The 12536-nt window shown below is 61.4% G+C and carries 14 protein-coding genes; 7 read left to right on the top strand and 7 right to left on the bottom strand.

Going from position 1 to position 12536, the window contains the following annotated elements; all coding sequences use genetic code 11:
• Nucleotides 1-3 precede the first annotated feature (3 nt).
• Both pdxA and rsmA read left to right on the top strand, forming a co-directional pair.
• Complete coding sequence (gene pdxA / locus J5274_RS10255; protein ID WP_142829680.1) at nt 4-1029, top strand: 4-hydroxythreonine-4-phosphate dehydrogenase PdxA; 1026 nt, start codon at nt 4-6, stop codon at nt 1027-1029.
• Nucleotides 1029-1856, top strand: a complete 828-nt coding sequence (gene rsmA, locus J5274_RS10250; RefSeq protein ID WP_142829682.1) for a 16S rRNA (adenine(1518)-N(6)/adenine(1519)-N(6))-dimethyltransferase RsmA — start codon at nt 1029-1031, stop codon at nt 1854-1856. The genes pdxA and rsmA overlap by 1 nt, the downstream gene beginning before the upstream one ends.
• On the opposite strand, the gene gmk is transcribed toward rsmA, so the two are convergent.
• The 7 genes from gmk to fabD form a co-directional block, all read right to left on the bottom strand.
• The gene (gene gmk / locus J5274_RS10245; protein ID WP_142829684.1) at nt 1853-2515 is read right to left on the bottom strand and encodes a guanylate kinase; all 663 of its coding nucleotides are present in this window, start codon (nt 2513-2515) and stop codon (nt 1853-1855) included. The two genes, rsmA and gmk, sit on opposite strands and share 4 nt — an antisense overlap.
• A 3-nt stretch (nt 2516-2518) precedes the next feature.
• A complete protein-coding gene (locus J5274_RS10240) occupies nt 2519-3406 on the bottom strand; it encodes a YicC/YloC family endoribonuclease (protein ID WP_219274583.1) in 888 nt (295 codons plus the stop codon).
• Between the two features lie 25 nt (nt 3407-3431).
• A complete protein-coding gene (gene mltG, locus J5274_RS10235) occupies nt 3432-4634 on the bottom strand; it encodes an endolytic transglycosylase MltG (protein WP_263431799.1) in 1203 nt (400 codons plus the stop codon).
• 106 nt (nt 4635-4740) lie between these two features.
• Entirely contained in the window at nt 4741-6003 is a 1263-nt protein-coding gene (fabF, locus tag J5274_RS10230; RefSeq protein ID WP_142829690.1) for a beta-ketoacyl-ACP synthase II, read from the bottom strand.
• Nucleotides 6004-6114: 111 nt separating this feature from the next.
• The gene (locus J5274_RS10225; RefSeq protein ID WP_027675866.1) at nt 6115-6351 is read right to left on the bottom strand and encodes an acyl carrier protein; all 237 of its coding nucleotides are present in this window, start codon (nt 6349-6351) and stop codon (nt 6115-6117) included.
• Between the two features lie 290 nt (nt 6352-6641).
• On the bottom strand, nt 6642-7379 hold the full coding sequence (gene fabG, locus J5274_RS10220) for a 3-oxoacyl-[acyl-carrier-protein] reductase (protein WP_142829692.1): 738 nt from the start codon (nt 7377-7379) through the stop codon (nt 6642-6644).
• A 47-nt stretch (nt 7380-7426) separates the two neighbouring features.
• A complete protein-coding gene (fabD, locus tag J5274_RS10215; RefSeq protein WP_142829694.1) occupies nt 7427-8371 on the bottom strand; it encodes an ACP S-malonyltransferase in 945 nt (314 codons plus the stop codon).
• 185 nt (nt 8372-8556) lie between these two features.
• Here fabD and J5274_RS10210 point away from each other — a divergent pair, with 185 nt between their 5' ends.
• From J5274_RS10210 to rplI, 5 genes are all read left to right on the top strand, one after another.
• Entirely contained in the window at nt 8557-9600 is a 1044-nt protein-coding gene (locus tag J5274_RS10210) for an aldo/keto reductase (RefSeq protein ID WP_142829696.1), read from the top strand.
• 421 nt (nt 9601-10021) lie between these two features.
• Nucleotides 10022-10471, top strand: coding sequence for a 30S ribosomal protein S6 (gene rpsF, locus J5274_RS10205; protein WP_111158624.1), 450 nt, complete (start codon nt 10022-10024; stop codon nt 10469-10471).
• A gap of 12 nt (nt 10472-10483) precedes the next feature.
• The gene (gene rpsR, locus J5274_RS10200) at nt 10484-10735 is read left to right on the top strand and encodes a 30S ribosomal protein S18 (RefSeq protein WP_111220447.1); all 252 of its coding nucleotides are present in this window, start codon (nt 10484-10486) and stop codon (nt 10733-10735) included.
• Between the two features lie 162 nt (nt 10736-10897).
• The gene (locus tag J5274_RS10195; protein ID WP_142829698.1) at nt 10898-11878 is read left to right on the top strand and encodes a DUF2232 domain-containing protein; all 981 of its coding nucleotides are present in this window, start codon (nt 10898-10900) and stop codon (nt 11876-11878) included.
• 18 nt (nt 11879-11896) lie between these two features.
• Nucleotides 11897-12472, top strand: a complete 576-nt coding sequence (gene rplI, locus J5274_RS10190; RefSeq protein ID WP_142829700.1) for a 50S ribosomal protein L9 — start codon at nt 11897-11899, stop codon at nt 12470-12472.
• Nucleotides 12473-12536 lie beyond the last annotated feature (64 nt).

Below are 12536 nucleotides of genomic sequence, written 5' to 3'. Positions count from 1 at the left end.
CGGATGACAGCGTTCAACACCCGGCCACTGGCGCTTACCCAGGGCGACCCTGCCGGCATAGGCCTCGACATAACGCTTGACGCGTGGATGCGCCGCACGGAGCTGGGGCTTGCGCCGTTCCTTTTCATCGGCGATCCGGCTGCCCTCGGCGTACGCGCCCGGTTGCTGGGACGGGAGATTCCCCTTCGGGAATGCGATGCTGCGCAGGCCTGCTCGATCTTCGCCACCGCGCTGCCGGTTCTGCCGGTGGCTTCGGGTGTCGACGTGGCTGCTGGCGTGCCGCATGTTTCGACCGCGCGCGGCACCATCGCTGCGATCGAGACTGCCGTACAGCTGACAATGGCAGGAGAGGCTGCAGCTGTCGTGACGAACCCGATTGCCAAGTCCGTGCTATACGAGGCCGGCTTCGGCTTTCCCGGCCATACGGAATTTCTGGCGGACCTTGCAGGCCGCCACAGCGGCAAGCGCTTCATGCCTGTGATGATGCTGGCCGGCCCGAAATTACGAGCCATACCGGTAACGATCCACATTCCCCTGAAGGACGTGCCGACAGCGCTGACAGCAGACCTCATCATCGAGACCTGCCGGATTACGCACGCCGATCTCAAGGCCCGTTTCGGCATTGCCCGCCCCCGGCTTGCTGTAGCCGGGCTCAATCCTCATGCCGGCGAGGACGGGACGCTCGGTAGCGAGGACAAGGACATCATCCACCCCGCCATCGAGGTATTGCGCGCCGAGGGTATCGACGCCTTCGGCCCGCTTCCGGCCGACACCATGTTCCACGACGACGCACGCCATCGCTACGATGTGGCTATCTGCATGTATCATGACCAGGCGCTGATCCCGGCCAAAGCGCTCGGGTTCGACGACTCCGTCAACGTGACGCTCGGCCTTCCCTTCGTCCGCACATCGCCGGACCACGGCACCGCCTTCGGCATTGCCGGCAAGGGCATTGCCAAGGCGGACAGTCTCGTGGCAGCCCTGAAGCTTGCTGCCGACCTTGCCCGTGTCGACAGGATATCTGCCTGATGGCCGCTCTCGACGGGCTGCCTCCCCTTCGCGATGTCATCGAGCGGTTTGGGCTCGATGCACGCAAGGCGCTGGGACAGAATTTCATTCTCGACCTCAACCTGACGCAGCGCGTGGCGCGGACGGCCGGCAACCTTGAGGGCGTTACCGTCATCGAGGTCGGGCCCGGTCCCGGGGGACTGACGCGGGCAATCTTAGCGCTCGGTGCCAAGAAGGTCATAGCCATCGAGCGCGACCCGCGCTGCCTGCCGGCGCTAGCGGAGATTGCTGCCCATTATCCCGGCCGGTTGGAGGTGATCGAAGGCGATGCGCTGAAGATCGACTTTGCCGCGCTGGCGACAGATGGCCCCGTGCGGGTCATCGCCAACCTCCCCTACAATGTTGGCACACAGTTGCTGCTGAACTGGCTGCTGCCAGCCGTTTGGCCGCCGTTCTGGCAATCGCTGACACTGATGTTCCAGAAGGAAGTCGGCCAGCGCATCGTCGCTGCCGAGGGCGACAATCATTACGGACGACTGGGCGTGATCTGTGGCTGGCGCACGGAGGCCTACGCGGCTTTCGATATCTCGCCGCAGGCTTTCACGCCGCCGCCCAAGGTCACCTCGTCGGTGATCCACCTGACACCTCGCGAAAACCCGATCCCCTGCTCCGTCGCTAAGCTCGAGCGTGTCACCGAGGCGGCTTTTGGCCAGCGCCGCAAGATGCTGCGCCAGAGTGTCAAATCGCTCGGTGGGGAAGTGCTGCTGGCGCGCGCCGACATCGACCCGACAAGGCGGGCCGAAACATTGTCCGTGGAAGAGTTCTGCCGGCTGGCGAACTGCCTCTAGAGTTTCGGCACTTCTTCCAGCAAGCCCCGAATGAAATCGAACATACCATGGCGACGGTCGCGGCGCAGACGCTCGGCCTTGACGATCGACTGCACCGAATCGAAGGCTGTGTTCAGATCCTCGTTGACCAGAACATAATCGTACTCCCGCCAGTGCTCGATTTCGGCGCGGGAATTCTGCAGCCGCGTCGCAATCACCGCCTCCGAGTCTTCGGCACGGCGATGCAGTCGGGACTGAAGTTCCGTCATGGTCGGCGGCAGGATGAAGACCGAGACCACGTCTGCCGCCATCTTGTCCTGCAACTGTTGGGCGCCCTGCCAGTCGATATCGAACAGCATGTCGCGGCCCTCGGCCATCGCCGTCTCGACAGGCTCGCGCGGCGTGCCGTAGAAATTGCCATGAACCTCTGCCCATTCCAGAAGTGCATCGGCATCGCGCATCCGCTCGAACTCGCGCTGCGAGACGAAGTGGTAGTGGACATCGGCGATTTCACTCGGGCGACGCTGGCGCGTGGTGACGCTGACGGAGAGGCTGAGTTGCTTGTCGTCGGCCAGCAGCGTGCGGGCAATGGTCGATTTGCCGGCGCCCGATGGCGAGGAGATGACCAGCATCAGACCGCGTCGGGCGATTGGCAACGATGGCGAGATCGCCGTATTCATCATTCACTCCAAATTCTGAACTTGTTCGCGAAACTGGTCGATGACCACCTTCAATTCGATGCCGGCGTTGGTAACGGCTGCGGCATTCGATTTCGAACAGACGGTATTCGATTCGCGGTTAAATTCCTGTGCAAGAAAATCGAGCTTGCGCCCTATCGGGCCACCTTTCCTCATCAATTCGCGAGAGGCGGCGACATGGGCCATCAGCCGGTCTATCTCCTCGCGCAAATCCGCCCTGGTGGCGATGAGCGCCGCCTCTGCGTGAAGCCTGTCGCGATGCAGCCCGGAGGCTGCGTCCATCAACAAAGCGACCTGGGCTGCAAGCCTCGTGGCGATTTCAGCCGGCGACCGCGACGGATCGCGCTCTATGGTATCCGTCAGCGTCTCGATGGTGGCGACCTGGTCGAGCAGGACGTGGGCCAGCGCCTGTCCTTCCTCCTCCCGCATGGTCCTGAGGTCGTAGAGCGCACCCTCGAGCCCAGCCATGATGTCGGCGTCGCGGCTGGCGACTGCATCGTCACCTTCGGGGGTCTCGCGAAACTCTATGATGCCGCGGATCGCCATCAGCGTATCGAGCTTCAGCGGCGCGGGATCGATGATGCCGGCCAGCTGATCGCGCATGGCAAGTACGGTGGCGAGTGCTGCCTGGTTGACGACCGCTTCGAAGCGGTTTTCGTCGGCCGAGATCGACAGGCTTGCCTGAATGTTGCCACGGGAAAACTGCAGCGGAACAAGGCGCCGGATGTCGAGTTCCAGACGCTCTAGGCCGGGCGGCAGGCGCAGGCGCAAGTCGAGCCCCTTGCCGTTGACCGAGCGCAGTTCCCAGGCCCAGCGGTAGCGACCGCTGGTGCCTTCACGCCGGGCAAATCCTGTCATGGACTGCAGTGCCATCAGCGTCTCCGTGCTTTGCTTCGGGTTACTTCTTCTTTGCCGGCGTCACGGCACCATTTTCTTCAGGCTGGCCGTCGACAACGATATCGGTGCTGTTGACGCCCTTGTCGGCCAGGATCTTGCGCCAGCGCTTGACGTTGGCGTTATGCTCTTCCAGCGTCGCGGAAAAGACATGCCCGCCACTGCCGTCGGCTACAAAGTAGAGATCCTGCGACTTCCAGGGGTTGGCCGTGGCTTCGAGTGCATCGCGTCCGGGATTGGCAATCGGCGTCGGCGGCAAACCCTTGATGATGTAGGTGTTGTACGGCGTTTCCTTCTTCAGGTCCGATTGGTAGATCGGCCGGTCTGTCGGCTTGCCGTCCCCGCCGAACAGACCGTAGATCACGGTTGGATCAGACTGAAGGCGCATGTTCTTGGCGAGGCGGTTGATGAATACCGACGCTACATGTGCACGCTCGTCGGCAAGGCCGGTTTCCTTTTCGACGATCGATGCCAGTATGACGAGTTCCTGCTTGCTGGCGAATGGCAGGTTGGCGTCACGCTTTTCCCAGATCTGGTCGACCAGTTTCTTCTGGGCCGCAGCCATCTGGTCGACAATCTCGGCACGCTTCGCGCCGCGAGAAAACTTGTAGGTGTTCGGCTCGAGACTTCCCTCCGGCGGCAGGGCAGACGGCAGTTCGCCCTCGAGTATGGGATCGGCCTGAAGCTTGTTGAAGATCTGGCGAGTTGTCAGGCCCTCCGGCAGCGTGACGGAATAGAGAATGGACTTGCCGGACTCCATCAACTCCATGATGTCCTTCATGGACGCGCCGGCCTTGATCTCGTATTCGCCGGCCTTCAGTGTATCGCCGTCGCGGAGTTGACGGGCCGCGAGATATTTGAATATCCGAGCATCAGAAATGATGTTGCTGGCCTCCAGCCGAGAAGCGATTTCGGATGGACCCGCTCCGTTACGGACGATGAAGTTGGCATTGGTGGTCAGCGGTCCGGGCGACTGGTAGGTCGAGACGACATAGTAGAAGCCGATGACGCCCAGCGCGATGACGAAGACGACAAGCGTCATCAGGAAGTTCAGGAAGATGACCATCTGGCTGCGGGCCTTGCGGGACCGCTTCGGTGGCTCCGGCACGCGTTCGGGACGCAATGCCTCGTTTGGCGATTTAGGAATGATCGGTCCCTTCTGCCCCGCCGGCGTATCCCCGTTCTGGTTCGTGTCGTTCACCGGCAGTCCCTTCTTCTTGTCTTTGTCCGCTCTTGACCAAGCAATGCGGCAAAAACAGGTTCAGGATCTTCCGCACACACGTGGTGCGCGAAAAATCAGCCGTTACCTGCCTCTAAGCCTCATAGCGGCGCAGAACGAGCGACGCGTTGGTTCCGCCAAATCCGAAGGAGTTCGACAGCGCAATGTTGACATCGCGCTTGCGCGCGGTGTGCGGTACCAGATCGATCGCGGTTGGCCGCTCCGGATTGTCGAGGTTCAGCGTCGGCGGCACGATATTGTCGCGGATCGCCAATGCCGAGAAAATCGCCTCGATTGCTCCGGCCGCTCCGAGGAGATGTCCGGTCGCCGACTTGGTGGACGACATCGAGATCTTCGAAGCGGAGGCGCCGACCAGTCGCTCGACGGCGCCAAGCTCGATCGTATCGGCCATGGTCGATGTGCCATGGGCATTGATGTAGTCCACATCGGCTGCCGTGACGCCCGCACGCTTCAAGGCAGATGTCATGCAGCGGAAAGCGCCCTCGCCGTTTTCTGACGGTGCGGTGATGTGGTAGGCGTCGCCGGACAGGCCATAGCCGACCACTTCCGCATATATCTTGGCGCCGCGCGCCTTGGCGTGTTCGAGTTCCTCGAGCACGACGATGCCAGCTCCCTCGCCCATGACAAAGCCGTCGCGGTCGTTGTCGTAAGGGCGCGAAGCCTTCTGTGGATCGTCGTTGTGCTGGGTCGACAACGCCTTGCAGGCGGCAAATCCAGCCATGGCAATGCGGCAAACGGGAGCCTCGGCACCGCCGGCAACCATCACGTCAGCATCGCCAAAGGCGATGAAGCGGGCGGCGTCGCCGATGGCATGGGCCCCGGTGGAACAGGCCGTGACGACGGCGTGGTTCGGGCCGCGCAGCTTGTGGCGAATAGAGACCTGGCCGGACACAAGATTGATCAGACGGCCGGGAATGAAAAACGGAGAGATGCGCCGGGGACCCTTGTCACGCAACGTGTAGCCGGCCTCGACGATGCCTTCCAGACCCCCGATACCGGAGCCGATCATCACACCGGTAGCAATCTGGTCCTCGTCGGTCTTCGGATGCCAGCCGGCATCGTTCAGCGCCATATCGGCGGCGGCCATGCCGTAGATGATGAAGGGATCGACCTTGCGCTGTTCCTTCGGCTCCATCCAGTCGTCGGCATTGAACGTGCCGTCGCTACCGTCGCCGACGGGAACCCGGCAGGCGATCTTGGCAGGCAAATCGGAAACTTCGAATTCGGTGATCAGGCGGGCGCCGTTGTGGCCGGCGAGCAAGCGTGTCCAGGACACCTCCGTGCCACACCCCAAAGGAGATACCATGCCGGTACCCGTGATAACGACACGTCTCATCGCCCTCAGCCCCTGTCTTCGCGCATGTCATGCATATCATATGGAAAGTCCGGCATGACCGGACGAAAAAGGGCGGACTCCATGAGCCCGCCCTTTAATATTGCCAAGCTGTTAAGCCTGGGCCTTTTCGATGAACTTTACAGCGTCGCCAACCGTCAGAATGGAGTCGGCGGCGTCGTCCGGGATTTCAACGCCGAATTCTTCTTCGAATGCCATGACCAGTTCGACAGTGTCGAGCGAGTCCGCACCCAGGTCGTCGATGAAGCTGGCGCCTTCAACAACCTTGTCGGCGTCGACGCCAAGATGATCAACAACAATTTTCTTAACGCGTTCTGCGATATCGCTCATGTCGGTTTCCTCGACCTTATTTCCTGATCAGAATGCCGTCTGGCACCCCTACCCTGTTTTCAACCTGCAGCACTCAATCGGAGCACCGTTGGCAAACCCGTTCAACCCGGCTTGAGATACCACAAAACCGCGCAATAACGGCATGTAGAATCTGCGTATTCGGGACGACTGTTCACAGTCATGGCCCGATTAACATGCTTTATCTCTGTCGCAAAGCCTGAAAATCAACCCTACGGGCCCGCCCAACAAGCTGTTGGGGACAAATTCTCTCCCCAACCGCAATTTCCATTTCAGATCATGGCCATGCCGCCGTTGACGTGCAGCGTCTGCCCCGTCACGTAGGCTGCTTCGCTGGATGCGAGATAGGCGACGGCCGCAGCGATCTCGGCACCGGTGCCCATGCGCTTCATCGGGATGGCGCCCATGATGCCGTCCTTCTGCTTGTCGTTCAACTTATCGGTCATTGCGCTGGCGATGAAGCCCGGCGAAACGCAGTTGACGGTGACGTTGCGCGTGGCGATTTCCTGGGCCAGCGATTTTGTCATGCCGATCATGCCGGCCTTCGAGGCGCAGTAGTTCGCCTGGCCCGGATTGCCGGTCGTACCGACGATCGACGTGATGTTGATGATGCGGCCGTAGCGGCGGCGCATCATCGGATGCGTGAGTTCGCGAGTCAGTCGAAATGTCGAGGTCAGGTTGATCTCGATGACATTATCCCAGTCTTCGTCGCTCATGCGCACGAACAGGCCGTCCTTTGTAATGCCGGCATTGTTGACGAGAATATCGACGCCTTCGAGTTCTGCCTCTGCCTTGGCGGCGAGCGCCTTGACTTCGTCGCGGTCGGAAAGGTTGGCCGGGAAGATCTTGACGCGATCGCCGAGTTCGGCTGCCAGTGCCTCGAGCTTTTCGACACGAGTCCCGTGCAGGCCGACGATGGCGCCCTGGGCGTGCAGCGTGCGGGCGATTTCCTCGCCGATGCCGCCGGTGGCGCCGGTAATCAGGGCCTTGCGGCCGGTCAGGTCAAACATGTGAGTTTCCTCATTCCTGGATGTTGCGTGCTTGGTAGCGCACTCGGTCAGCCGACGAGGCCGGCAAGCGCTGCTTCGATATCAGCGGGCGAATTGACGGCGATGCCGGTCACAGACTTGTCGATGCGCTTGGCAAGCCCGGTCAGCACCTTGCCGGCACCGACTTCATAGAGCGTCGTCACATCGTTGGCGGCAAACCACTGAACCGTCTCGCGCCAGCGAACCTGGCCTGTGACCTGCTCGACCAAGAGCGCGGCAATCTCGCCGGCATCGGTGACGGGAGCAGCACGGACATTGGCGATGACAGGCACGATAGGATCGGACATCTTGACGTTGGCGAGCGCTTCGCGCATCGCGTCTGCGGCCGGTGCCATCAGGCTGGAATGGAAGGGTGCGGAGACCGGCAGCAGGATCGCCCGCTTGGCGCCCTTTTCGGTCGCCAGTGCCGCCGCCTTCTCGATGGCTGCCTTCTCGCCCGAGATCACGATCTGGCCGCCACCATTGTCATTGGCGATCTGGCAGGCGCCGAGCGCCGATGCTTCCTCGCAGACGGCAACAACGTCCGCCTGCTCGAGCCCGATGATAGCAGCCATCGCGCCGGTGCCGACGGGAACAGCTGCCTGCATGGCGTTGCCGCGGATGCGCAGAAGACGGGCGGTGTCGGCGAGCGTGAAGGTGCCGGCAGCACAGAGCGCCGAGTATTCGCCGAGCGAATGGCCGGCGACATAGCCGACCTTACCCTTGAGATCGAGTCCGCGGGCTTGCAGAACCCGAAAAGCGGCCACCGATACGGCCATCAACGCCGGTTGGGCATTGGCCGTCAGCGTCAGCTTGTCTTCGGGGCCGTTGAATATCGTCTCGGAAAGTGCCTCGCCGAGGGCATCATCGACCTCGGCAAAGACCGCGCGGGCTTCGGGAAACTGCTCGGCCAGATCCTTGCCCATGCCGACGGCCTGGCTTCCCTGACCCGGGAATGTGAAAGCAACAGTCATTGTTTGGCGTCCTTGTTTGGCTTCCCAATCGGCATTCTTGTCCCCGGAGTCAAGAGCGCAGGCCTGATGGCACCGGGCTTTTGCGGATGCTAAGGCCCACGAATTTTTCTTGCACTTGCGAGAATTAGACCTAAATTCCCGCCGTCCTCCCGGACATGCATTCCCGCCAGATCCAAGGTTTTCCCATGAAATATCAGAATTTAGGCCGCACAGGCATTTCGATTTCGCAAATCTGCCTTGGCACCATGACCTGGGGCACGCAGAACAGCGAAGCCGAGGCCCGCGAGCAGATGGATTTCGCCGTCGAGAAGGGCATCAACTTCTTCGATACCGCCGAAATGTACCCCGTTACGCCCCTGTCGGCCGAGACGCAGGGCCGCACCGAAGAGCATATCGGCACCTGGTTCGAAAAAACCGGCAAGCGCACGGATATCGTACTCGCCACCAAGGTTGCCGGCAACGGACGTTCCTATCTGCGCGGAGGCCAGGGCGCCGACGCCGCCAATATCCGCCTTGCGCTCGAGGCCAGCCTGAAGCGCCTGAAAACCGACTATATAGACCTCTACCAGATCCACTGGCCGAACCGCGGCCATTTCCACTTCCGCCAGAGCTGGAACTACAATCCCTTCACCCAGGACCGCGCCGCTGTCATCGCCAACATCGAGGACATCCTCCAGACGCTCGGCGAATGCGTCAAGGAAGGCAAGATCCGCGCAATCGGTCTTTCCAACGAGACGAGCTGGGGTACGCAGAAATATCTGACGCTGGCCGAACAGAAGGGCCTGCCGCGCGTCGCCAGCATCCAGAACGAGTACAGCCTCCTCTACCGCCATTTCGATCTCGACCTTGCCGAACTGTCGCATCACGAGGATGTCGGGCTGCTGGCCTACTCGCCGCTGGCCGCCGGGCTCCTCACCGGCAAATATGTCGGCGGGGCCAAGCCAGAGGGCTCCCGCGCGGCCATCAACGGCGATCTCGGCGGCCGCCTGCAGCCGCTGCAGGAGCCGGCCGTCAAGGCCTATCTCGAAATCGCCCGCAAGCACGGCCTCGACCCGTCGGCGATGGCCATCGCATTCTGCCTTACCCGCCCGTTCATGGCAGCAGCGATCATCGGGGCGACCACGATGGAGCAACTGAAGATTAATATCAGCGCCGCAGACCTGACGCTGTCGCCCGAGGTGTTGGCCGAGATAGCCAAGGTTCATCGCCAATACCCGATGCCGATCTGAGGATTTCTCTTCTCCCCGCCGGGGAGAAGATGCCCGCCAGGGCAGATGAGGGGGACGCGCGGCATACCGTGTACCGCGTGAGGAGCCCCCCTCATCCGACCCCTTCGGGGCCACCTTCTCCCCGGCGGGGAGAAGGAGACGCAGCCACTTCACCATATTCCTTTGCCGCCCTCCCTTGCCTTTCGCCGAGAATCCCGTATAAGCCGCCGTGTTCGCAAACCCGGTCATCTGGCTGGTGGCTGAACGGAGGGCCGGTTTCCTTGGAAATCGTTCGGAACGGAAGCGTTCCAGCCTCCCGTGTCTCCGCTCTCGACCGTCTCGGATTAACGCTTTCTTGCTGGGGTCACCCCTTACAGGAGCAGTCGTTGAGGCTTAGCCGCCGATACCGGGTTTCACAAACGCAAGAAAGGCAAAGCTCATCATGGCTCTTTACGAACATGTATTCCTTGCCCGACAGGACGTTTCCGCGCAGCAGGTTGATGCCCTCGTAGAACAGTACAAGGGTGTCATCGAAGCTAACGGTGGCAAAGTCGGGCGTATCGAGAACTGGGGCCTCAAGTCCCTGACTTATCGCATCAACAAGAACCGCAAGGCTCACTACGCCCTGATGGACATCGACGCTCCTCCTGCCGCCGTGCAGGAAATGGAACGCCAGATGCGCATCTCGGAAGACGTCCTGCGCTACATGACGATTGCCGTCGAAAAGCACGAGGAAGGCCCATCTGCCATGATGCAGAAGCGCGACCGTGACGACCGTCCGCGTCGTGATGGCGACCGTCCGGATCGTGGTGGTTTCGGCGACCGTGGTCCTCGCCCGGATCGTGGTGATCGCGAAGACCGTCCGCGCCGTCCGCGCGAAGACCGCGTTTAAGGAGATCTGAATATGTCTGAAGCTTCCTCCTCTTCGCAGGTCCGTCGTCCGTTTCATCGTCGTCGCAAGACCTGCCCGTTCTCCGGCGCCAACGCACCGCGGATCGACTACAAGGACGTTCGCCTTCTGCAGCGCTACATTTCCGAGCGCGGCAAGATCGTTCCTTCGCGTATCACGGCCGTTTCCCAGAAGAAGCAGCGCGAACTGGCCCAGGCCATCAAGCGCGCCCGTTTCCTCGGCCTGCTGCCTTACGTCGTCGCTTAATCGCGTCCGACATCTCCGATCAGAGGGAAGGCAGCGATGCCTTCCCTTCTTCCTTCCACGGTGGGCGTGGATCGAAACCGTTTGAAACCCATGTTGGGGCTGCGCTTCTGAGACTTGTCATCAGGGCGAACCTCTAACTGCTTAAACAAGCAGGACAGCGACTTGAAGACCTTGAATCCCAGACTGCTTTTGATCGGCGTGCTCGCCGGCATTACCGCGACCCTGCTTGTGCTGGCCGCGAATGCGCAGCCGTCATTCAGTGCTGTCCTATACGCTGCGTCTGCCCTCCCAATTCTGATTGCCGGCCTCGGCTGGGGCAATATTGCCGCCATCGTCTCGATCCTTACCGCCTTCGTGCTCGGCGCGGTCGCCATATCGCCATCGTTTGCCTTCGTCATGGCGCTGGTGACGCTGGTTCCGGCCGGCTGGATCAGCCATCTGGCGAACCTTGCCCGCCCGGCCGACGAAATCGGCGGACCGGACCACCTGATGGCCTGGTATCCCCTCTCCGACATGCTGGTGCAGCTCTGCGGACTGGTAACGATCGGCGTCATCGCCGTCGGCGTGATGATCGGCTACGGACCTGAGCTCACCGACAAGATGGTCGATGCGCTGATGACGGCGCTTTCGGCACAGGAGCCGTCTTTCCAGCCGGACCCGGATGCCACCGCCCAGACAAAATCGCTGATCGTCCTGATGCTGCCGGCCCTGCAGGCGGCAATCTGGGTCATCATGCTGTTTGCCGCCTACTACATTGCAACCCGGATCGTCACCGCCTCAGGCCGCAATTTCCGGCCGCGGGAGGATGTGCCTTCGGCGCTCAGGATGAACCGCAATGCGATCTTCATCTTTCTAGCCGGCCTTGTTGCCTGCTTTGCCGGCGGAATTCCTGCCATGGTCGGCGCAACCGTGTTCGGAGCCTTCGGCGCCGGCTTCGTGCTCGCCGGTTTCTCGACGCTCCACTTCAAGACACGCGGCAAGGACTGGCAACTGCCGGTCCTGGTCCTCTGCTACCTGGCCGCTACCATGGTGCTGCCAATCTTCTTCATCCTCGTTCTCGGCCTGTCCGATACCCGCAAGGCGATCGCACTGACCCCGAACAAGGATGCGAATGCCTCGAACAAACCCGATCCAAAAACCTGACATTGAAAGGATACCACGATGCAAGTCATTCTTCTCGAACGCGTTCCCAAGCTCGGCCAGATGGGCGAGACCGTAAAAGTCCGCGACGGCTTTGCCCGTAATTACCTGCTGCCACTCGGCAAGGCTCTTCGCGCCAACGCCGCCAACAAGACCCGTTTCGAAGCTGAACGCGCTACGCTCGAAGCCCGTAACCTGGAGCGCAAGAGCGAAGCCCAGAAGGTTGCCGACGTTCTCGAAGGCAAGTCCTTCAACGTCGTCCGCTCGGCTGGCGAAACCGGCCAGCTGTACGGCTCGGTCGCTGCTCGCGACGTCGTCGACATCCTCGCTGCAGAAGGCTTCAACATCGGCCGCAGCCAGGTTGAGCTGAACACCCCGATCAAGACCATCGGCCTGCACAGCGTTACGCTGGCCCTGCACGGCGAAGTCGAAATCGCAATCGAGCTGAATGTTGCCCGTTCCGCCGAAGAAGCCGAACGCCAGAAGCAGGGTGAAACCCTGACTTCGGCCGACGCCATCTACGGCATCGACGAAGACGCCCTGCGTCCGGAAGACTTCTTCGATCCGGATGCCGACGGCAACCGCGACGACGAATAGTCACAACTTTCGCTTCACGGCGGCGTTTGAGCCCGGATCTCGCGATCCGGGCTTTTTGCGTTTT

The sequence above is a fragment of the Rhizobium sp. L51/94 genome (assembly GCF_019355555.1).
Classification (GTDB): Bacteria; Pseudomonadota; Alphaproteobacteria; order Rhizobiales; family Rhizobiaceae; genus Rhizobium; species Rhizobium rhododendri.
The sequence above is the reverse complement of the archived record's forward strand: the minus strand, read 5'-3'. Positions and strand labels throughout refer to the sequence as shown.

Excerpts from the sequence above, each read along its gene's own strand:
- rpsR (WP_111220447.1), top strand. The coding sequence starts at position 10,484 with ATGTCTGAAGCTTCCTCCTCTTCGCAGGTCCGTCGTCCGTTTCATCGT.
- gmk (WP_142829684.1), bottom strand. The coding sequence starts at position 2,515 with ATGAATACGGCGATCTCGCCATCGTTGCCAATCGCCCGACGCGGTCTG.
- fabG (WP_142829692.1), bottom strand. The coding sequence starts at position 7,379 with ATGTTTGACCTGACCGGCCGCAAGGCCCTGATTACCGGCGCCACCGGC.
- rsmA (WP_142829682.1), top strand. The coding sequence starts at position 1,029 with ATGGCCGCTCTCGACGGGCTGCCTCCCCTTCGCGATGTCATCGAGCGG.
- rpsF (WP_111158624.1), top strand. The coding sequence starts at position 10,022 with ATGGCTCTTTACGAACATGTATTCCTTGCCCGACAGGACGTTTCCGCG.
- fabD (WP_142829694.1), bottom strand. The coding sequence starts at position 8,371 with ATGACTGTTGCTTTCACATTCCCGGGTCAGGGAAGCCAGGCCGTCGGC.
- J5274_RS10240 (WP_219274583.1), bottom strand. The coding sequence starts at position 3,406 with ATGGCACTGCAGTCCATGACAGGATTTGCCCGGCGTGAAGGCACCAGC.
- J5274_RS10225 (WP_027675866.1), bottom strand. The coding sequence starts at position 6,351 with ATGAGCGATATCGCAGAACGCGTTAAGAAAATTGTTGTTGATCATCTT.
- rplI (WP_142829700.1), top strand. The coding sequence starts at position 11,897 with ATGCAAGTCATTCTTCTCGAACGCGTTCCCAAGCTCGGCCAGATGGGC.
- pdxA (WP_142829680.1), top strand. The coding sequence starts at position 4 with ATGACAGCGTTCAACACCCGGCCACTGGCGCTTACCCAGGGCGACCCT.
- fabF (WP_142829690.1), bottom strand. The coding sequence starts at position 6,003 with ATGAGACGTGTCGTTATCACGGGTACCGGCATGGTATCTCCTTTGGGG.
- J5274_RS10210 (WP_142829696.1), top strand. The coding sequence starts at position 8,557 with ATGAAATATCAGAATTTAGGCCGCACAGGCATTTCGATTTCGCAAATC.